We start from the raw sequence: 21,037 nt of genomic DNA, 5'->3' as shown, positions 1-21,037 counted from the left end.
GACGAACCGGCCGCTACGCGGCGCGCAACGCGCGCCGCGCCACTTCTGCGAAATACCGCGCGCCGACCGGCAGGATCTCGTCGTTGAAATCGTAGGTCGCGTTGTGCAGCGGCACGCCGCCGCGCCCGGCGGCTTCGCCGTTGCCGATGAACACGAAGTTGCCGGGCACCGCCTGCAGGAACGCGCCGAAATCCTCCGAGATCATCATCGGCTGCACGTCGGCGTTCACCGCGTCGGCGCCTGCAATCTGCGCAGCGGCCTGCACGGCCGTGTCGACCCATTCCGGAGAATTCACCGTCGGCGCGAACTCGTGCGTGTAGTCGAACGTGCAGGCCGCACCGTGCGTGCGGCAGATCCCTTCGCTGATCTCGCGCATCCGCGTTTCCAGCAGCGCCTGCACGTCGCGTGAATAGCTGCGCGTATCGCCCTTGATCGTCACCGTCGACGGCAGCACGTTGCGCAGCCCGTCGGTGATGAACTCCGTGCACGAGATCACCGCCTGCTGGCCCGGATCGAGATTGCGCGACACGATCGTCTGCAGCGCGAGCACGATCTGCGAGCCGATCACGATCGGATCGATGCCCATGTGCGGACGCGCCGCGTGCGTGCCGCGTCCGTCGATCCGGATCACGAAATTGTCTTCGCTCGCCATGATGCCGCCCGCGCGCGTCGAGAACGTGCCCGCACGCATGCCCGGCATGTTGTGCGCGCCGAAAATCGCGTCGACCGGAAAGCGCTCGAACAATCCGTCGGCCATCATCGCCTTCGCGCCGCGGCCATGCTCTTCCGCCGGCTGGAAAATGAAGCGCACGGTACCGTCGAAATCCTTGCGCTCGGCCAGCAGCCGCGCGGCGCCGAGCACCATCGACATGTGGCCGTCGTGCCCGCACGCATGCATCTTGCCGGGTGTGCGCGACGCGTGTTCGCGGTCCGGCGCGTGCTCGGCGATGTTCAGCGCATCCATGTCCGCGCGGATACCGATCGCGCGCGTGCCGGTGCCGGCCGTCAGGCTCGCGACGAGCCCCGTGCCGCCGATCCCGCGCTGCACGTCGAGCCCGAGCGTCGTCAGGATGCGCGCGACGTAGTCCGACGTGTTCACTTCTTCGAAACCCGTCTCGGGGTACTGGTGCAGATGGCGGCGCCAGGTCTTCAGTTGCCCCTGCAGCGTGCTTTCTTCATTTGCGTCGATTGCGTCCATTGCATTCGCCTCGTCTGTCGTCATGTCGTTCAGGCCGCCACCGCCGCGCGGTTCAGCCAGTCGCGCTGTCGCGCGAGCACGGCGTCGGCCGTCTCGCCGACGCAGTTCCGGTACACGGACGGCGCGGTCGCCCCTTCCGTGTTGATCGCCAGCACGCGCGCATTCGCGTCGAGCCCGACCTGACGCGCGAGCGCCGGGTCGCGCATCAGTCCCGCCAGGCCCGCCACACCCGCCGCACCCGATTCGCCGGCGACGAGCGGCACATCACGCTCGCTGCCGGCCGCGAGGCCGCGCATCGTCTGCACCGCGTCTTCGTCGTCGATCAGCATGAAGTGGTCGATGCACATCTCGAGGAAATCCCATGCGAGCGGCGACGCCTCGCCGCACGCGAGCCCGGCCATCACCGAATCGACGCTGCCGGTCGCCTTCGTCGCGCGGCCGGCCAGCGCGCTCTGGTACAGGCAATCGGCCTGCCGCGGCTCGACGACGACGAAGCGCGGCCGCTGCACGCCGTCACGTTCCCAAAGATAACTCGCGACGCCCGCGGCGAGGCCGCCCACACCGCCCTGCAGGAACACATGCGTGAACGGCCGCCCGTCTTCCTCCGCCGCCTGCGCAGCCGCTTCGGCGGCGATCACGCCGTAACCCTGCATCACGTCGCGCGGAATCGCTTCATAGCCGTCGTACGACGTATCCGACACGACGTACCAGCCGTTCGCCTGCGCCAGCTGCGCCGCACTGATGACCGATTCGTCGTAGTTCCCCGCGATGCGTACGATCCGCGCGCCGTAGGCCGAGATCGCGCGTTCGCGCTCGGCATCGACGTTCGCATGCAGCACGATCACGCACCCGCAGCCGATTGCGCGCGCGGCGGCGGCGAGCGCGCGGCCGTGGTTGCCGTCGGTCGCGCTGATCACCGTCAGGTCGGCCAGCTCCGACGCGTAGGCGCCGGTGACGAGCCCTTGCGGATCGAGATCCTGCGTGCGGCGCAGCCGCTTCACGAGCCGCACCAGCGCGATCGGTGCGCCGAGCGCCTTGAAGCTGCCGAGCGGCGAGCGGCACGACTCGTCCTTCACACTGACGCTCGAGACGCCGAGCCGCGCAGCGAGATCGGGCAGCGCGCGCAGCGGCGTGCGCGCGTTGCCGACGAGCGGCCAGTGCGACAGCCAGGCGCCGCTTTCGTCGGCCGACGCGATGTTCATCACGCGGCGCAGCGCGTTCGGGTAGGCGGTGCGCGATGCGCGCGGGTTGGCGATCAGCATGGCGGAAAGCTCCGGGTCGGGACGGTGCAGTCAGCCCGTCGGGTGGGTCGGATCGGGCAAGCGCGGGTTGCGCTCGCCGTCGGTTGGAAAATAATATTGCGCATGCCGGTCAATAAAATCGCCAAATTGGCCATCCCAACGCAAAAATTTCTCATTCTTTCGAGGTTTCACGCGCCATCATGACGACCCCTCTCGATGCGTTCGACCGCAAGCTGCTGATGGAAGTCCAGCGCGACGCGCACACGCCGCAGGCCGAGCTCGGCGCGCGCGTCAACCTGTCGACCGCCGCCGTGAACCGGCGGCTGCGACGGCTCGCGGAAGACGGCGTGATCGAACGCTATACGGCCGTGATCGCGCCGGACAAGGTCGATCATCCACTGACGATCGTCGTGAACGTCGAGGTCGAGAGCGAGCAGATCGACCAGCTCGACGCGATGAAGCACGCGTTCGAGCGCTGCCCGCAGATCCAGCAGTGCTACTACGTGACGGGAGAATGGGATTTCGTGCTGATCCTCGCGGTGCGCAACATGGATCAGTACAACGCGCTCACGCGCGAGCTGTTCTTCGAGAACAACAACGTGAAGCGGTTCAAGACGCTGGTGAGCATGAGCCGCGTGAAGGTCGGGCTCGACGTGCCGGTCGATCTTGGCGAGTGAGTGAGCGCCTGCTGGCAGGCATGAAGCGGCCGGCGCGAAACTGCCGGCCGCTTCCCATCGACGGCTACTTCAACGACAACTGAAGCTCGCCGCCGAATTTACATCGCCCGCACCGTTGTAGCGCGCGACCTGCGGATACGGGCACAGCGGCCGCGTACGGCCCGCGCCCCACGATGCGGGCACGTCGGCATTCGGCACCGCGTTCGTCGTATCGCGCGCGGCGGCCACGATCGCGGCAGGCGCCTGCCCCTGCTCGACCCACGCGACGAGCGGCGTCAGCATGTCGAACTGGTCGGTCGCCGGGCCGCCCGAACAATGATTCATCCCCGGCACCGGATAGAAGCGCGCGAAATCCGACGCGTCGCCGCCGTTCGCCTGCGCGACGTTCGCGTACCAGTCGCGCGTATCGTTGAACGAGAACACCGGGTCGCCCGTGCCGTGATACGCGATCAGTTTCGCGCCGCGCGCCTTCAGCGCGGACAGGTTAGTCTCGTCGGGCGGCGTCATGAACGACCACGCGGATTGCGTGTACACGCCGTTCGTCGCGAAGATCGCCGGCGCGTCGGTGTCCATGTCGAAGCCGAGCGCGAACCCGGGCAGGTTCGCGAGCGTCGCGGCGGTTTTCGGCGGCGTCATGAACGTGAATGCCATCGCGGCCGGATCCAGCGTGACCGAATTCGACTGCTTCCACGCGGCCCAGCCGCTGCCGGCCACGCCCGGATCGTACGGAAAGCTCGCGTACAGCGCCGTGCCCGCGCTGTTGTGCGCCCCCGCGAATACGTTCTCCAGCGCGGTTTTCTGCGCGGGCGTCAGGCAGGCACCGGTGCGCGTGCCGTTCGCGCAGGTCGGGATATCCGTATCGACGCTGAAGTGCGCCTGGCATGCGGCAACGTCCTGCACCATCCCGTCGGCCGCGCCGTCGAGCGCATCGCACTTCTCGAGGATCTTCGCGCCGACGAACTGCCGCTCCGCGTCGGTGAAGCCGCTGCGGATATCCGGCAATCCGTTCGTGCCCGTCGCCGACGCGATCTTCGCGAACTGCTGCGCACCGTACATCTCGCCGATCGCCGCCTTCGGCAGATGGAAACCCGGATCGCCGACGATGATCCCGTCGTAGTCGGCCGGGTTGCGCACGGTCGTGACCATCGCGTGACGGCCGCCGTTCGAGCAGCCGTCGAAGTAGCTGCGGTCAGGCGCCTTGCCGTACGCGAGCCGGATCACCTGCTTCGCCATCGGCGTCAGCGCATCGACGGCGCCGTAGCCGTAGTCGATCCGCGCCTGAGGATCGATGCCGAACAGCGGATTCTGCGCGGCGCTGTGCCCGGAATCCGAGCTGATCACCGCGAAGCCCATGTTCAGCGCATCGTTCAGCGGGCCGCCGCCGCCGATCTCGCCGGTCGCGGTCACCACGTTGCCGTCGAGCCCGCCGTTCGCCTGGTAGAAGAAGCGGCCGTTCCACGCTTTCGGCAAACGCATCTCGAAGCCGATCGCATAGGTGTTGCCGTCCACCGCGCTCACGCGCTCGTTCATCTTCCCTTCGATCACGCAGTGCTCGGCGATTGGCTGGCCGGCCACCGTCAGCGCACCGGCGGCCGCAGTCGTCACCGACGTGAACGACGTGTTCGCATACGCGAGCTTCGCGGCGAGCGCATCGCAGGTCTGCGCCATCGCGGCCGGTGTCGCGGCGCTCAGGTGCGTCGGCGCCGAGCTGACCGAATCGTCGCCGCCGCAACCGGCAAGCATGAGCGCGGAAATCGGCGCAATGAAGAGGAATGCAGATTGTCTGTTCAAGATAACTCCCGTTCGTCGAGCCGCCGGTTCAGAACATGTGCTTGATGCCGACCATCGCACCGAGCTGGCCCATCCCCTCGCCGGGTGTCGTGCCGGCCCCGCCGCCGCTGACCGCGTAGCGTGCCTGTGCGCTGTTCCACAGATAGGAGGATTGCGCGTAGACCGACGTGCGCTTCGTCAGCAGGTAGGTCGCGCGCAGCGTGGCCATCGTCGCGCGCGTGTCGTGTGCGCTGTTGACGATCCGGTAGCCTTCGCCGTCGACGACGAAATCGGGCTTCACCGCATACGACGCGCCGACGAAGAACAGGTCGGAATGCGCGCCGGCCGCGGCCGGCGAACCGGTCGACACGCGCCGCCCGATCCAGCCCGCGCCGATCCGTGCGCCCGCCGCCTGCGCATACGCGCTCACGTGCACACGTGCGTCCTTGCCCGCGCTGCTCGTGAAGGCGACCGGCGCGACGCCGTCGAAGAAGTTCGCGGCCGCGCCCGTGCCGCCGCGCTGTTCCTCGTACGACGCGGCCGCACCGAAATACGCGCTGTCGTACTTGAGCATCGCCGACCAGTTGCGGCATTCGACCGTATTGCCCGGCACCTGCCCCGCGCACGTGCCCTGCCCCGGCGAATTGCCGGTGCCCGCGCCGTCGCGGCCGAACGAATACGCGGCGCCGAGCGTGACGCCGCGATAGGTGCCGATATAGGTCACCGCGTTGTCGGCGCGGCCGTTCGGCACGTAGGCATCGAGCGAGCCGAGCCCGTAGATGTCGGGGCCGATGATGTCCGCACCCTGCAGCGCGAGGTAGGTCATCGTGTACTGGCGGCCGAACGCGAGCGTGCCGAAGCCGCCCTTCAGCCCGACGAACGCCTGCCGGCCGAACAGCCGGCCGCCCTGGCCGAGATCGCCGCCGCGCACGTTGAAGCCGCTTTCGAGCGTGAAGACGGCCTGATACCCGCCGCCGAGATCCTCCGCGCCGCGCAGCCCCCAGCGCGACGGCAGTTCGCCCGTCACGGCCGGCATGCGCACCACGTGATCGCCGGCCGCGTTCGCATGCGACACGAACTCGACGCCCGTATCGATGATCCCGTACAGCGTCACGCTCGACTGCGCGTGCGCGACCGGCGCGGCAAGCGCGCAGCACGCGCCGGCGGCCAGCAGGCCGTTCCTGGTGTTCTTCTTCATGTCGTTGTGTCTCCAGACCTCGAGTGATTGCGCGCTCTGACGGCGCGCATTGAAAAACCGTGGAAAGTCAGTCGCGTGCCTGCGGGCGGCGGATCAGCAGCAGCGCGGCGACGGCCGCGACGAGCGTGACGGGGATGCTCGCGCCGATCACGACCGGTGCGCTGCGGCCGGCGGCCAGCAGCGTCGCGGCCGCGAGCGGCCCGACGACGGAGCCGAGCCGGCCGACGGCCACCGCCGCGCCGACGCCCGTGCCGCGCATCGCGGTCGGGTAGTAGATCGCCGCGAGCGCATACAGCACCGACTGCCCGCCGATCACGAACATGCCGGCCGCGAACGCGGCCGCCGCGAGCGACGCGAAGCCCGGCGCCGCCGCCAGCGCGGCGAGCGACAGCACGATCCCGACGTACATGCCGCCGACCACGCGCGACGCACGCATCCGATCCAGCGCCGCGCCGATGCCGAGCGCGCCGAGCCCGCCGCCGACGTTGAACGCGATCTGCACGAGGCCGACATGCTCGCGGTCGAGCCCGCGCGCGGCCATCAGCGACGGCAGCCAGTTCAGCAGGAAGTACAGGACGATCAGCGTGCAGAAGTAGCTGATCCACAACGCGAGCGTCGATACCGTGCGGCCGTCGCCGAACAGCGTGCGGGCGACGCTCGTGCGCGCGGCCGGCGTGCCGGCGATGTCGAGGTACGCGCGCGATTCCGGCAGCAGCATCGCCAGCAGCGGCAACAACAGCAGCGGCCCCGCGCCGCCGACGTAGAAGATGTGCCGCCACTCGGTATCGCCCGCGAGCAGCACGCCGATCAGCGATGCGATCACGCCGCCGAACGGGATCCCGCAATACATCGCGGCCACCGCGCTGCTGCGCGAACGCGGCTCGACCGCTTCCGACGACAGCGCGATCAGGTTCGGCATCGCGCCGCCGAGGCCGATACCGGTCAGCACGCGCACGACGACGAGCATCGCGAAGCTCGACACCTGCGCGGTGGCGATCGACAGCAGCCCGAACAGCGCGACCGACACGATCAGCACGCGCTTGCGGCCGATCCGGTCGGCGAGCCGCCCGCCAAGCATCGCGCCCGGCAACAGCCCGAAGGTGCCCGCGCTGAACGCAATACCCATCTGCGACACGGTCAACCCGAATTCGCGCGCCATGCGCGGCGCGGCGACGCCGACCGACTGCAGGTCGAGCCCTTCGAGCAGCGCGATCGCGAAACACAGCGCGAGTGTCATCGCAACGGCCGGTCGTCTTTCGGCAACGTAGGTGTTCATCGTGTCTCCAATCCTTGTTGTCTTGTCGTCGGCGTGCCTCGCAGGGCCGCTCGCTGTGCGCGCCGCCACCGGCCAGGGGCGGACAGGCGCGCGATGGGTCGGTTGAATGGACGCCCTTGTTATCAGGCAGCCTGATTCACTGGCCGTAAAAAAGCCCGCCGGTCGCATCGCCGGCAGGTTGCTGCATGTGTGGCTGGCTGTGTCCTTACGCGTGCATCACGTCGGGATCGCTGCGCGCCGGGTCGTACAGCGCGTCGATCGTCGCCGCGCGATGCTGCTGCACGGCGGCCTGGTTCAGCGAACCCTTGTCGGTCACTTCGCCGAGATCGAGCGACGGCGGCGTGTCCATCAGCCGGATGCGCGCGACGAACGTCGATCCGCCGCTCGCGTGCCGGTTCAGCGCCGCGAGCCACGTGCCGAACACCGCGCGCACGGCCGGCGCGCGCAGCACGTCGGCTACGGCGGCATCGGCGCCGAGCGCCGCGAGCGTGCGGCACGCATCGACGCGCGGAAACACGAGCAGGCCGATGTCGTCGCGGTTGATGCCGGTCACGACCACGTCCTGCACGTACGGCGCGCCGCTCGACACCGCGTTCGCGCGCAACGGCCCGACGCTGACGAACGTGCCGCTGCTCAGCTTGAAATCCTCGGTCAGCCGCCCGTCGAACTGCAGCCCGAATTCCGGCCGGCCGGGATCGGCGAACACCGCCGCGTCGCCGCTGCGGTAATAGCCTTCGTCGTCGAACACGTCGCGCGAATCGACATCGGCGTGCCAGTAGCCGCGCATCACGTTCGGCCCGTTGAAGCGCAACTCGTGCTTGCCGCCGCACGGCGCGAGCTTCACGTCGCAGCCGGGCGCGGGCAGGCCGATATAGCCGGAACGCATCAGCGGACCCGTCGTGAACAGGCACGACGGCGACGTTTCGGTCATGCCGAGCCCGGCCATGATCCGGATGCGCTCGCCGCAATGCGCGTCGGTCACGCGGTCGAGCCGGTCCCACGCGGCCTGCGACAGCCCCGCGCCACCGAAGAAGTACAGCTTCACGCGCGAAAAGAACGTGTCGCGCAGCGCGGCATCGCGTTCGAGCGCGACGGTCAGCTCTTCCCAGCCTTTCGGCACGTTGAAGTAGATCGTCGGCGCGATCTCGCGCAGGTTGCGCACGGTCTCGTCGAAACGGCCGGGCACCGGGCGACCGTCATCGATGTACAGCGTGCCGCCGTTGTACAACGCGATGCCGAGGTTATGACTGCCGCCGAACGTGTGATTCCACGGCAACCAGTCGACCAGCACCGGCGGCTCACGTGTCAGCTCGGGCATCGTCTGGCGCAGCATCTGCTGGTTGCTGCACAGCATCCGGTGCGTGGTCGGCACGGCCTTCGGCCGCTTCGTCGAACCGGACGTGAACAGGATCTTCGCGAGATGATCGGGACCAACCGCCGCGTGGATCGCGTCGATCGTGCGCGGTACCGTCGCCAGCAGGCGCGACAGCGGCACGGCATCATCGCCCGGTGCATCGACATCGGCATCGCGTGCGACGATCAGCGTCGCGTCGGCCGGCCGTGCCGCATCGAGTGCACGCGAGAACGCCGCGCGCTCGGCAACGAACACCGCCCCCGGCCGCAGCACGCCGAGCGTGTGGCGCAGCTTGCCGTAGTCGGTCGATACCAGCGAATACGCGGGCGAGATCGGCGCATACGGCACACCGGCCAGCATCGCGGCGAACATCAGTTGCAGGTGTTCGAGGTCGTTGCCGGACAGCACCGCGAGCGGGCGTTCGGCCGACAGGCCGAGATCGACGAGGCCCTGCCCGAGTGCGCGCGAGCGTTCGAGCATCTGCGCGTACGTGATCTCGATCCAGTTGCCGTCTTCGCCGCGTCGTGCGGCCAGCACGCGGTCGGGGTGCGCGTGCGCCCCATTCACGAGGCAGTCGGTCAGACGCGCCGGGTAATCGCCGAGCGGTTCGCGGGCACGCAGGTACCACGTGCCGTCGTCGGCGCGGTGGATGTCGGCGGCGCCCGCGGCGACCGCCGCCGCGCGATAGCGCACGCCGTCCCTATCACGCGCGACGTCGTCCGAAGGATTCGATACGTTCATCGTCGCGTCGCTCATATCGGATAGTGACGCGGCGTGGTCTGCACGGTGATCCAGCGCAGCTCGGTGAATTCGGCGATCGACGCGCGGCTGCCGAAACGGCCGTAGCCGCTCGCCTTCGTGCCGCCGAACGGCATCTGCGCTTCGTCGTGCACGGTCGGGCCGTTGATGTGACAGATGCCCGATTCGATCCGCCGCGCCACCGCCATCGCGCGTGCGACATCACGGCTGAACACGCTCGACGACAACCCGAACTCGCTGTCGTTCGCGAGCGCGACGGCTTCGTCGTCGCTGTCCGCGCGCAGGATCGCGACGACCGGCGCGAACGACTCCTCGCGATACAGCCGCATGTCGCGCGTCACGCCGTCGACGATCGCGGGCTGCATCGTCGCGCCTTCGACGCGACAGCCGAGCGGCAGGCTCGCGCCATGCGCACGCGCATCCTCGACCAGCGACGCCGCGCGCGCGGCCGCCGACGCATCGACCATCGTGCCGAGCGGATGGCCGGCCTGCGGATCGCCCGCGACCAGCGTACGCGCCTTCGCGGCCAGTCGCTCGACGAGCGCATCGGCGATCGGCCGCGCGGCGATCACGCGCTCGGTCGACATGCAGATCTGCCCCTGGTTGAAGAACGCGCCGAACGCGATTGCGTCAACCGCCGCGTCGAGATCGGCATCGTCCAGCACGAGCACGGGTGCCTTGCCGCCGAGTTCGAGCAGCACGGGTTTCAGGTGCGTGGCCGCGTGGCGCGCGATGATGCGCCCGACGTGCGTCGACCCGGTGAAGTTGATGCGTTTCACGTGCGGATGCGCGATCAGCCGCTCGACGAGCGCCGGTGCATCGGCCGCCGCGTGCGTGATCACGTTGACGACGCCCGCGCCGAGCCCCGCTTCGTCCAGCACCGAGCCGATCAGCGCATGCACGCCGGGGCACGCTTCGGACGCCTTCAGCACGACCGTGTTGCCGCACGCGAGCGGCATGGCAAGCGCCCGCGTGCCGAGGATCACCGGCGCGTTCCACGGCGCGATGCCGAGCACGACGCCGCACGGCACGCGCATCGCGAGCGCCAGATTGCCGGGCACGTCGGACGGGATCACGTCGCCCGCGATCTGTGTCGTCATCGACGCGGCTTCGCGCAGCATGTTCGCCGCGAGCATCACGTTGAAGCCGATCCAGCCCGGCGTCGCGCCGGTTTCGGCGACGCCGGTCGCAACGAACGCGTCGATACGCGCGTCCATCAGGTCGGCCGCCTTCAGCAGCAGCCGGCGGCGCTCGGTCGGCGCGAGCGCCGCCCACGCGGGAAACGCCCGGTGCGCGGCGTCGATCGCCGCGTCGGCGTCGTCGAGGCCGGCCGCCGGCGCGCGCGATGCGAGCGCGCCTGTCACGGGGTTGAGTCGGTCAAAGGTGCGCCCGTCACGGGCGACGCACCACTCGCCGGCGATCAGCATCCGTCTGTCGGTCATGTTGTCTCCTGCCATGCGATGTCTCGTCCGGTTGCGTCAGCGCTTGTAGGCTTGCAGGCCCGGCTTGATCGCCTTGTCGTCGAGGAACTGCTTCAGCCCCTGCTCGCGGCCGTGTTCCGGATCGCGCAGCTGCGCCTGGTCGAGCTTCGCATACAGGTAGTCCTCGCACTGCTCCCACGTGAGCTCGCGCGAGCGCTTGAAGCCGTGCTTCGCCGCGCGCAGCACGACCGGGTTCTTGTCCATCAGCCGTGCGGCGAGCGCGATCGTCGCGTCGCGCAGCCCGGCGAGCGGCACGCTGCTGTTCACGAGGCCCATGTCCGCGGCCTCGACGCCGGTGAACGTGTCGCCGGTCATGATGTAGTGCAGCGCGCGGCGGTGCCCGACCGTGTCGGCCATCGCCTTGCTGACGAGGTTGCCGGGCGGGATGCCCCAGTTGATCTCCGACAGCCCGAACACGGCTTCGTCGGCCGCGATCGCGAGATCGCACGCGACGAGCGGCGAGAAGCCGCCGCCGAAGCACCAGCCGTTCACCATCGCGATGGTCGGCTTGCCGTACATGCGCAGGCGGCGCCACTGCCATTCCGACGCGTCGCGCCGCACCTTTTCCTGCAGTGCTTCCGGGCCGCCGTCGATCTCGCGGAAATACTCCTTCAGGTCCATGCCGGCCGTCCACGCGGCGCCCGCACCGGTGAGGACGAGCACTCGCGCCTCGTCGTCGAACTCTACCGCGTCGAGTACCTGCAGCATCTCCTGGTTGAGCGTCGGGCTCATCGCATTGCGCTTGTCCGGGCGGTTCAGCGTGACCCACGCGATGCCGGCCTCCACCTTCACTTCAACGGTCTGCCAGCGGTTGTCATACTTGCTCATGTCGGTTCCTGTCGTTCGTTCCTGTGCGATTCGGTGCGCAGCATTCCTGCTGCGGACGGCTTCATTTAATATCAGGCTACCTGATATTGCAAGCGACACGAACGCCGGTGTAAACCCGGATCGGAAAGCGCCAGGGAAGAAGGGTGCGATCAGGCGCCCGGCAGCGGCGACAAGAAAAACGCGAGACAGGCGCGCCCGCGCCGGGGGAAGGTCAGCCGCGCAGGTTCCGCGCGAACAGTTCGAGCGCGCGTTGCACGTGCACGGCGTCGTCGGCGGAGAAATCGCCGAGCATGCGCGTCTCGAGCGGGCGCAGCACGGCTTCGCATTCGCGCAGCATCGCCGCGCCTTCGCCGGTCAGCGTCAGCAGGATCACGCGGCCGTGCGACGGATCGGCCTCGCGCGTGACGAAGCCGCGGCTCGCCATCACGCTCATCACCTCGTTCGCCGATTGCGGCGTGATGAACGAACGCTCGGCGAGCTGCGCATTCGACGATGCGCCGCGCGCTTCGAGCACCGACAGCGCGGTGTACTGCGCGAGCGTGATGCCGAGCGGCGCGAGCGCGTCGGTCATGTGGCGGCGCAGCAGCCGGTCGAGACCGCCGATCGCGTAGGTCAGGCGCTGCGATCCGCGCGCCTTCGGCGTGTCGCCCGCGGCACGGGCGGCGTTCTTCGGATTCGCGGGCTTGGTCGGGGTGGAACTCATGGCGCGTGCTGGATGGAATTGCGGGCCATCTTACCAGCACGCGAAACGGCGATCTGTCCTGTTGTACGTGACGCCGCTCAGGTCCGCCCGGTCAGCCGCGCGCCGGGCGCCGGCCCGCGAACCGCGCAGTCGGCAGCCCCGCATGCCGCGTCTGCGCGACGAACACGCCGCCCGCATGCGCGTCGCCGGCCAGTGCGTCGTCGCCCAGCCCGATGCGTGCGCTGGTCACGTACAGGCGGCCTTCACCGTCGAGCGCCGCGCAGCTCGGCTGTGCGGTCGGCACCACGACACGCTCCGTCTCGACGCCGTCCGGGCCGTAACGCACCACGCGCCTGCCGCCCCACTGCGCGCTCCACAGGCCGCCGTCGCGGTCCATCGTCGCGCCGTCCGGGTCGCCGTCGGCATCGGTCAGCCGCGCGAACGACCGCACGTTCCCGACGTCGCCGCCCGCGCGGTAATCGCAAACGAAAATCTCGCGTACCAGCGAATCGCAGAAGGTCATCTTCGACCCGTCCGGCGAGAACGCGAGGCTGTTCGCGATCGCGGCCGGCGGCAACGCGAGCCGTTCGAGCGTCAGGTCGGGATTGAGCCGGTAGAACCCGCCGACCGCACGCGGCGGCTCGGCGCCTTCGTCCTTCATCCCGAACACGAACGCGCCGGACGGATCGCAGCGCCCGTCGTTCAGGCGCGTCGGCAGCTCGGGCTCGACGTCGACGATCCGCGTGAACGCGCCGCTGCGCAGGTCGAAGAACGCGAGATGGGTCGCGAGCCCGACGAGCAGCACGTCCGGATCGTCGGTCAGCGCGAAGCACGCGAGCCGCTCGGGCATCGTCCACGGCGTCAGGTCGGAACCGTCCGCGCGGCAGCGCCACAGCTGCGCGCCTTCGATATCGACCCAGTACAGCGCGTGCGTCCTGTCGCACCACGTCGCGCCTTCGCCGAGCGTGTTGCGGCTGTCGGCCAGCAGCGTCGCCTGCGCGGCCGGATGAGTCTGTTGCATGCCGTCTCCCGATGTCTGACCTGTCGCGTTCGCGGGCGGCCGCGCTGCCGGTCAGATCTTCATCGCGCGCCGCTGGTTGCGACGATACTGGTCGAACAGCACCGCGAGCAACAGAATTCCGCCGCGTATCAGATATTGGTAAAAGGTCGGCACGTTCAGCAGGCTCATCGCATCCTGCACGGCGCCCATGATCAGCACGCCCACGAGCACGCCGGAGATCGTCGCGACGCCGCCCGTCAGCGACACGCCGCCGAGCACGCACGCGGAGATCACGCCGAGTTCGAGGCCGACCGACGTCTTCGGATCGCCGAGGCTCATCCGCGACGCGAGCATCACGCCGGCGAAGCCCGTCACGAGCCCCTGCAGCACGAACACCATGATCTTGATGCGCATCACCGGCAGCCCCGCGAGCAGCGCGGCCTCGCCGTTGCCGCCGACGGCCAGCACGTTCTTGCCGAACACCGTCTTGCGCAGCAGGAAGCCGAATACGACGAAGCCGACGATGTTGCTCCAGATCGGATACGAGATGCCGAGGAACGAACCCGACCCGAGTTCGAAGAAGCGCTCCTCGGAGATCATCACCGCATCGCCGTTCGACGTGATGAACGCGAGCCCGCGCACGACCTCCATCATCGCGAGCGTGACGATCAGCGAGTTGATCCGGTAGCGCGCGATCAGCACGCCGTTCACGAGCCCGACCGCGCCGCCCGCCAGCACGCCGGCCGCGGTGCCGAACAGCACGCTGTGCGTCGCGGTGATCAGCGTCGACGCGACGACGCCCGAGAACGCGACGATCGACGCGACCGACAGGTCGACCTCGCCGAGCGCGAGCACGAACATCATCGTCACCGCGATCGAGCCGATCAGCGTGACCGACAGCAGCAGGCCCTGGATGTTGCGCGGCGTGAGGAAGTCCGGCACCGTCAGCGACAGCGTCGCGAACAGCACGAGAAACACCATCACGATGCCGGAGCGGTTGATCAGCTGCCACACGCCGCCGCGCGCACGAGCGGGCACGGCGGCGGCATCGGGGGACGGGGAAGTGCGTTGGGGTTGCATGGCCTGGCTCATGTCATTGGCTTTCCGGTTGAACCGCACGCCGCTAGCGCGGCAGCGCGAGCTTGATCAGTGCGTCGGGCGTCGCATGCGCCTTCGCGACCTCGCCCGCGATCCGTCCTTCCTTCATCACGACGATGCGGTCCGACACGCCGATCACCTCGGCCAGATCGCTCGACACGAGGATCACCGTGCGGCCCGCTTCCGCGAGTTCGTAGAACAGGTTGTAGATTTCCGCGCGCGCGCCGACGTCGATGCCGCGCGTCGGCTCGTCCATCAGGAACACGTCGATGCGCTCGGCCAGCCAGCGCGCGAGCACGACCTTCTGCTGATTGCCGCCGGACAGCGCGCCGATCGGCGTATCGCCGTCGCGGGTCTTGATCGCGAGCCGCTCGATGTAGCGTTGCGCGAGTTCGCGTTCGCGCCGCCCGTCGAGCAGCATGCGCGCCGGGCTGAAATGGCGGCGCGCGCTGATGTTCAGGTTGTCGGCCACCGACGCGATCGCGACGATGCCTTCCTGCTTGCGGTCTTCCGGGCACAGCGCGATGCCGGCGCGCACCGCGTCGCGCGGGCTTCGGAACGCCACCGGCTTCCCGTTCAGCTCGACGTGCCCGGCGCTCGGGCGCACCGCGCCGTACAGCAGCTTCATCAGCTCCGAGCGGCCCGCGCCGACGAGCCCGAAGAAGCCGACGATCTCGCCGCGCCGCGCGGTGAACGACACGGGCTCGGCAAGCCCGGGCCCCGCGATCCCCTTCGCCTCGATCAGCACGTCGCCGGCCGCGCGCGGCCGGTAGCCGTACACGTCCTCGATCGAGCGGCCGACCATGCAGCCGATCAGCCGGTCGCGGTCGAGACCGGTCACCGCATCGAACGTGTCGATGCGGCGGCCGTCGCGGAACACGGTCACGCGGTCGCACAGTTCATACACTTCTTCCATCCGGTGCGTGACGTAGATGATCGCGCGCCCTTCCGCGCGCAGCGCACGGATGATCCGGAACAGTTGCGTCGTTTCGCGCGCGGACAGCGAACTCGTCGGTTCGTCGAACGCGATCACGCGCGCGTCGCGCATCAGCGCCTTGCCGATCTCGATCATCTGGCGCTGGCCGATCGACAGATACTTCACCGGAATGCCCGGGTCGATGTGCTCGCCGAGCCGCTCCAGCGCATCGAGCGCGCGTGCCGCGAGCGTGCGCTCGTCGACCACGCCGAGCCGGCTCGGCAGTTGCCCGAGCATCAGGTTCTCCGCGACCGTCAGCTCGGGCACCAGATGCAGCTCCTGGTAGATGATCGCGATGCCGGCCTCGAGCGCCGCGCGCGTCGACGCGAAGCGCTGCACGGCGCCGTTCAGCGTCAGCGTGCCGGCCTGCGGCTGGTTCACGCCGGACAGCACCTTCAGCAGCGTCGATTTGCCCGCGCCGTTCTCGCCCATCAGCCCGTGCACTTCGCCCGCGCGCACCGACAGCGACACCGCGTCGAGCGCACGCACGCCCGGAAACGTCACCGTGATGCCGTCGAGCGCGAGCAGCGGGCTGTCCGGCGGCGGCGTGCCCGCGTCGGTACCGCCGCCGGACACGGCCGTCATCGTCTGCGTCGTCATCGCGTTCTCGCCTCGCTCCGCTCAGATGCCGAGGTCGGCGCGCACGGCCTGCCAGTTCGCGCGCGTCATCAGCTTGCCGCTCGTCTGCGTGTCGGCAGGCGGCATCTTGCCGTTGCGGATCCAGTCGACGAGGTTCTGCGTGCTGTCCTTGCCGTGGTTCGTCGAGCTGACCGCGATCGTCCCGTAGAAGCCGGTCGGCTCCTTCTTCTGGAATTCGGCGAACGCCTCGCCCGCACCGTTGATGCCGACGCCGATCACGTCGGCCGCCGGGATGTGCAGCTGCTCGGTCGCGCGCACCGCGCCGAGCACGGTTTCCTCGTTCAGCGCGTAGACCACCCACTTCTTGATGTTCGGATGGCGTGCGAGCACCGGCGCGGCCGCACTGAAGCCGCCTTCGTCGTCGGTCGTCTTCTGCGGCGCGTCGAAGATGTTGTCCTTGCGGAAGCCGTTCGCGAGCAGCGCCTGCGTCGCGCCGTCGGTGCGCAGCTTCGCGGTCGGCAGCTCGTAGTTCGTGATCCGCAGCGCGCCGACCTCCTCGGGCTTCCAGCCGCGCCGCTTCATCTCGTCGGAGATCGCCTGGCCGACCTGGTTGCCGATCTTGGTCGCCGACATCCCGAGGTGCGGCACGTTCGCGAGCGGCTTGCCGGTCGAATCGACGAGCTGGTCGTCGACCGTCACGAACTTCATGTTGTAGCGCTTCGCGCGCGCGGCGATCGCCGGGCCGAGGCGCACGTCCGGCGCGCAGATCACGAAGCCCTGCGCGCCCTGCGAACCGAGGTTGTCGATCGCGGCCAGCACCTTCTCGCCGTCCGGCGTGCCGATCTTCACGACCGAGAAGTTCTCCTTCTGGCCGAGCGCGGACGCCGCGTTCTGCTCGTTGATGAACCACGCCTGCTCGGGCATCTTCACGAGGAAGCCGATCTTCAGCGGCGCGTCGGCGCGCGCGGCGCCCTGCATGCCGAGCGGCGCGATGCAGAGCGCGGCCAAGAGCGCGCGCAACGTGTGCCGGCGAATCGTGTGAGTCGTGCGGTTCATGCAATGTCTCCTTGGTATCGGCAGGTGCCGTAATGTGTGCCGCAATGATTCGTCGTGCGCGCTTCGCGTCGAAGCGCGCACGTTCAGCGGCCGAACGCGTCGGTCTGCACGCGCCGGCCGAACAGGAACGCATCGGCGACGAGCCGCAGCGGCCGCACGTCGACGTCGCTTTCGCCCCGCGCGATCAGCGCATGGAAGTGCGCATACAGCGCCGGATATTCGCGTTCGGGCCCGATCTCGACCGGCTCGCCCGCGATCGACAGTTGCGCGCCGCCGCGGCTGATCGCGAGCACGCCATCGGTCGTGTCGACCGCGATCTCCCATTGCTCGACGGGGCCGTGCCGCCAGTCGAATTCCGCGCGCACCGGTACGCCGTCGGTATCCGCGCAATCGAGTTCGGCCGCGATCGGCGTCTGCACGTCGCTCGGCACGAACAGCGTCGCCTCGCGCAGCACGAGTTCGCGCGGCAGGATCCGCGTGACGATCGACAACGCGTTGATGCCCGGATCGAACACGCCGAGGCCGCCCGGCTCCCAGATCCACTGCTGCCCCGGATGCCAGCGCCGCACGTCCTCCTTCCAGCGCACCTGCACCGCGCGGATCCTGCGCGTCGCGAGCCATGCGCGTGCAGGCTCGACCGCGCTCGCACAGCGCGAATGCCACGTCGCGAACAACGTGAGGCCGCGTTCGCGCGCGAGCGCATCCAGCGCGGCCACTTCGCCGAGCGTCGCGCCCGGCGGCTTCTCGAGCATCACGTGCTTGCCGGCTTCGAGCGCGGCGCGCGCCTGCGCGTAGCGCACTTGCGGCGGCGCGCACAGCGACACGGCGTCGAGTTCGCGCTCGGCGGCGAGCAGCGCACGCAGGTCGGGATAGTTGCGCACGCCCGTAACTTCCGCGTGGCGGCTCGCACACGCGGTCAACGCAAAGCCCGGTTCGGCGGCAATCGCCGGCAGATGCTGGTCGCGCGCGATCTTGCCGATCCCGACGACACCCAGTGAAATCGGATTACTCATCGTCCATGTCTCCTTCGCGCATCGCTCAGTGCGCCCAGCGCAGCACGAGCGGATCGAGCCGGCGCGCGATCGCGAGCAATTCCGCGCGCGTGTCCGGGTGCAGTTCCGGCATCGGATGCCGCGGCCGCTCGCACGCGATCACGCCGCCTTCGCGCATCAGCGCTTTCGCGGTGAGGATCCCGGACTGGCGGTTCTCGTGATTGATCAGCGGCAGCCACGCCTGGTAGCGCGCATAAGCGTCGTCGTGCCGACCTGCGCGCCACGCTTCGAGGATCGGCCGGATGCCGTCCGGATACGCGCCGCCCGTCATCGCGCCGGTCGCGCCCGCATGCAGATCGGCGAGCAGCGTGATCGCCTCCTCGCCGTCCCACGGCCCCTCGATCGCGTCGCCGCCGAGCCGGATCAGCTCGCGCAGCTTGTTCGCGGCGCCCGGCGTCTCGATCTTGAAGTACGCGACCTGCTCGATCTCGCGCGCCATCCGCGCGAGAAACGGCGCGGACAGTGCAGTCCCGCTGGCGGGCGCGTCCTGGATCATGATCGGGATCGCGATCGCGTCGGACACGCGTGCATAGAAGTCGAAGATCTGCGCTTCCGGCACGCGGAACGTCGCGCCGTGATACGGCGGCATCGCCATCACCATCGCCGCGCCGAGCTGCTGTGCGCACAGGCTGCGCGCCGCGCACACCTGCGTGCTGTAGTGCGACGTCGTGACGATCACCGGCACGCGGCCCGCGACGTGTTCGAGGATCGTGCGCGTGAGCACGTCGCGCTCGTCGTCGGTGATCGCGAACTGTTCGGAGAAATTCGCGAGGATGCACAGCCCGTCCGAGCCCGCGTCGATCATGAAATCGACCGCGCGCTTCTGGCTCGCGAGGTCGAGCGCGCCGTTATCGGCAAACGTCGTCGGGACGACGGGGAAGATGCCGCGATAGCGCGGCGTGCTGCTCGATGTCATGGTTCGCGTCCTGCTTCGGCCGCGGTGCTGACCGGCCGTCTTGCGTTCACGGTTTCACGAAGCGCGGGCCCGCACGGCCCGCAACCGGCGGCGGCGCACGTCGCGCCGCCTGCTGCTCAATGCGAATGGCTCGGCACGTCCGCGCCGCGCGTGCCGACCAGGAAGTCGAGGTCGCACCCCTCGTCGGCCTGCAGCACGTGATCGATGTACAGCCGCGCGTAGCCGCCCTTGCCGAGCTGGCCGGCCACGCCCGGCGCCGCGGCCGGATCGACGTCCGACAGGCGGCGCTGCAGTTCGTCATCCGGAATGTCGAGATGCAGCGTGCCGGCCTCGCAGTCGAGTTCGATCCAGTCGCCGTTGCGCACGGCCGCGAGCGGCCCGCCGGCGGCGGCCTCGGGCGCCACGTGCAGCACGACCGTGCCGTACGCGGTGCCGCTCATCCGCGCATCCGATATCCGCACCATGTCCTTCACGCCCTGGCGCAGCAGCTTCGGCGGCAGCCCCATGTTGCCGACCTCGGCCATGCCCGGATACCCGCGCGGCCCGCAGTTCTTCAGCACGAGCACCGAGCTCGCGTCGACGTCGAGCGCTTCGTCGTTGATCGTCGCCTTGTAGTGGTCGAGGTTCTCGAACACGACCGCGCGGCCGCGATGCTTGAGCAGCTCCGGGCTCGCCGCCGACGGCTTCAGCACCGCGCCGCGCGGCGCGAGATTGCCGCGCAGGATGCAGATGCCGCCGTCCGCGATCAGCGGCCGGTCGAGCGGGCGGATCACCTCGTCGTCGTAGTTCGGCGCTTCGCGCACGTTGTCCCACAGCGACTTGCCGTTCACCGTCGGCGCGTCCGGGTGCGGCAGCAACCCGCCTTCGCCGAGCCGGCGCAGCACGGCCGGCAGGCCGCCCGCGTAATAGAACTCTTCCATCAGGAAACGCCCCGACGGCATCAGGTCGACGATCGTCGGCGTGTCGCGGCCGATCCGCATCCAGTCTTCCAGTTCGAGCGGCACGCCGATGCGGCCGGCGATCGCCTTCAGGTGGATCACCGCATTCGTCGAGCCGCCGATCGCCGCGTTCGTGCGGATCGCGTTCTCGAACGCCGCGCGTGTCAGGATCTTCGACAGCACGAGCCCTTCGAGCGCCATCTCGACGATGCGGATGCCCGACATGTGCGCGAGCACGTAGCGGCGCGAATCGACGGCCGGAATCGCCGCGTTGTGCGGCAGCGCGACGCCGAGCGCCTCGGCCATGCAGGCCATCGTCGACGCGGTGCCCATCGTGTTGCAGGTGCCGGCCGAACGCGACATCCCGGCTTCCGCCGACAGGAAGTGATGCAGGTCGATCTCGCCGGCCTTCAGCGCTTCGTGCAGCTGCCACACGGCCGTGCCCGAACCGATGTTCCTGCCTTCCAGCTTGCCGTTCAGCATCGGGCCGCCCGATACGACGATCGCCGGCACGTCGCAACTCGCCGCGCCCATCAGCAGCGCGGGCGTCGTCTTGTCACAACCAGCGAGCAGCACGACCGCGTCGATCGGGTTGCCGCGGATCGCCTCCTCGACGTCCATCGACGCGAGGTTGCGCGTGAGCATCGCCGACGGCCGCAGGTTCGATTCGCCGTTCGAGAACACCGGGAACTCGACCGGGAAGCCGCCCGCTTCGGAGATCCCGCGCTTCACGTGCTCGGCGAGCTTGCGGAAATGCGCGTTGCACGGCGTCAGTTCGGACCACGTGTTGCAGATGCCGATGATCGGCCGGCCGTCGAACTCGTGATCGGGGATGCCCTGGTTCTTCATCCAGCTCCGGTACATGAAGCCGTTCTTGTCGTTCGTGCCGAACCATTGGGCGGAGCGCAGCCTGGGTTTTGTTGCCGACATCGTCAGTCCTGTGGTGACGGGATACCGG

At 69.1% G+C, this 21,037-nt stretch carries 17 protein-coding genes; 1 reads left to right on the top strand and 16 read right to left on the bottom strand.

Translation table 11 applies throughout. The annotated features are described in order from the left end of the window. Window positions 1-13: 13 nt before the first annotated feature. Window positions 14-1,198 (bottom strand): M20 aminoacylase family protein, encoded by a 1,185-nt coding sequence (locus AC5LXK_RS17110; protein ID WP_493392678.1) that lies wholly within the window; start codon window positions 1,196-1,198, stop codon window positions 14-16. A 29-nt stretch (window positions 1,199-1,227) separates the two neighbouring features. Beyond that, window positions 1,228-2,460 (bottom strand): diaminopropionate ammonia-lyase, encoded by a 1,233-nt coding sequence (locus AC5LXK_RS17105; RefSeq protein WP_493392677.1) that lies wholly within the window; start codon window positions 2,458-2,460, stop codon window positions 1,228-1,230. A 179-nt stretch (window positions 2,461-2,639) separates the two neighbouring features. On the opposite strand from AC5LXK_RS17105, the gene AC5LXK_RS17100 reads away from it, so the two are divergent. After that, on the top strand, window positions 2,640-3,116 hold the full coding sequence (locus tag AC5LXK_RS17100; RefSeq protein ID WP_493392676.1) for an Lrp/AsnC family transcriptional regulator: 477 nt from the start codon (window positions 2,640-2,642) through the stop codon (window positions 3,114-3,116). Between the two features lie 69 nt (window positions 3,117-3,185). On the opposite strand, the gene AC5LXK_RS17095 is transcribed toward AC5LXK_RS17100, so the two are convergent. The 14 genes from AC5LXK_RS17095 to AC5LXK_RS17030 all read right to left on the bottom strand — a co-directional run bounded on the left by AC5LXK_RS17095 (window position 3,186) and on the right by AC5LXK_RS17030 (window position 21,009). Continuing rightward, window positions 3,186-4,907, bottom strand: a complete 1,722-nt coding sequence (locus tag AC5LXK_RS17095) for a tannase/feruloyl esterase family alpha/beta hydrolase (RefSeq protein ID WP_493392675.1) — start codon at window positions 4,905-4,907, stop codon at window positions 3,186-3,188. 28 nt (window positions 4,908-4,935) lie between these two features. Next, window positions 4,936-6,084 carry a porin gene (locus AC5LXK_RS17090; protein ID WP_493392674.1) on the bottom strand — a complete coding sequence of 383 codons (1,149 nt, stop codon included), beginning with the start codon at window positions 6,082-6,084 and terminating at the stop codon, window positions 4,936-4,938. A 67-nt stretch (window positions 6,085-6,151) separates the two neighbouring features. Continuing rightward, window positions 6,152-7,360 carry a 3-(3-hydroxy-phenyl)propionate transporter MhpT gene (gene mhpT / locus AC5LXK_RS17085; RefSeq protein ID WP_493392673.1) on the bottom strand — a complete coding sequence of 403 codons (1,209 nt, stop codon included), beginning with the start codon at window positions 7,358-7,360 and terminating at the stop codon, window positions 6,152-6,154. 205 nt (window positions 7,361-7,565) lie between these two features. Continuing rightward, entirely contained in the window at window positions 7,566-9,470 is a 1,905-nt protein-coding gene (locus AC5LXK_RS17080; protein WP_493392672.1) for a feruloyl-CoA synthase, read from the bottom strand. Continuing rightward, window positions 9,467-10,915, bottom strand: coding sequence for an aldehyde dehydrogenase (locus AC5LXK_RS17075; RefSeq protein ID WP_493392671.1), 1,449 nt, complete (start codon window positions 10,913-10,915; stop codon window positions 9,467-9,469). Before AC5LXK_RS17075 ends, AC5LXK_RS17080 begins: the two co-directional genes overlap by 4 nt. Window positions 10,916-10,951: 36 nt before the next feature. Further along, complete coding sequence (locus tag AC5LXK_RS17070) at window positions 10,952-11,782, bottom strand: p-hydroxycinnamoyl CoA hydratase/lyase (RefSeq protein ID WP_493392670.1); 831 nt, start codon at window positions 11,780-11,782, stop codon at window positions 10,952-10,954. A 211-nt stretch (window positions 11,783-11,993) separates the two neighbouring features. Beyond that, window positions 11,994-12,485: a MarR family winged helix-turn-helix transcriptional regulator gene (locus AC5LXK_RS17065; protein WP_493392669.1), complete on the bottom strand. Its 492-nt coding sequence runs from the start codon at window positions 12,483-12,485 to the stop codon at window positions 11,994-11,996. A gap of 91 nt (window positions 12,486-12,576) precedes the next feature. After that, window positions 12,577-13,485 (bottom strand): SMP-30/gluconolactonase/LRE family protein, encoded by a 909-nt coding sequence (locus AC5LXK_RS17060; RefSeq protein WP_493392668.1) that lies wholly within the window; start codon window positions 13,483-13,485, stop codon window positions 12,577-12,579. 51 nt (window positions 13,486-13,536) lie between these two features. After that, window positions 13,537-14,556: an L-arabinose ABC transporter permease AraH gene (gene araH, locus AC5LXK_RS17055; protein ID WP_493392667.1), complete on the bottom strand. Its 1,020-nt coding sequence runs from the start codon at window positions 14,554-14,556 to the stop codon at window positions 13,537-13,539. Window positions 14,557-14,587: 31 nt separating this feature from the next. Next, the gene (gene araG / locus AC5LXK_RS17050) at window positions 14,588-16,138 is read right to left on the bottom strand and encodes an L-arabinose ABC transporter ATP-binding protein AraG (RefSeq protein WP_493392666.1); all 1,551 of its coding nucleotides are present in this window, start codon (window positions 16,136-16,138) and stop codon (window positions 14,588-14,590) included. 21 nt (window positions 16,139-16,159) lie between these two features. Continuing rightward, window positions 16,160-17,173, bottom strand: a complete 1,014-nt coding sequence (locus tag AC5LXK_RS17045) for an arabinose ABC transporter substrate-binding protein (protein WP_493392665.1) — start codon at window positions 17,171-17,173, stop codon at window positions 16,160-16,162. Window positions 17,174-17,256: 83 nt separating this feature from the next. Then, window positions 17,257-18,186, bottom strand: coding sequence for a Gfo/Idh/MocA family protein (locus AC5LXK_RS17040; protein ID WP_493392664.1), 930 nt, complete (start codon window positions 18,184-18,186; stop codon window positions 17,257-17,259). A gap of 25 nt (window positions 18,187-18,211) precedes the next feature. Then, window positions 18,212-19,141 carry a dihydrodipicolinate synthase family protein gene (locus AC5LXK_RS17035; protein ID WP_493392663.1) on the bottom strand — a complete coding sequence of 310 codons (930 nt, stop codon included), beginning with the start codon at window positions 19,139-19,141 and terminating at the stop codon, window positions 18,212-18,214. Window positions 19,142-19,257: 116 nt separating this feature from the next. Continuing rightward, entirely contained in the window at window positions 19,258-21,009 is a 1,752-nt protein-coding gene (locus AC5LXK_RS17030; protein ID WP_493392662.1) for an IlvD/Edd family dehydratase, read from the bottom strand. Window positions 21,010-21,037: the final 28 nt, after the last annotated feature.

The sequence above is a fragment of the Burkholderia pulmonis genome, from assembly GCF_984667975.1.
This window is presented reverse-complemented; position numbering and strand designations above follow the sequence as displayed.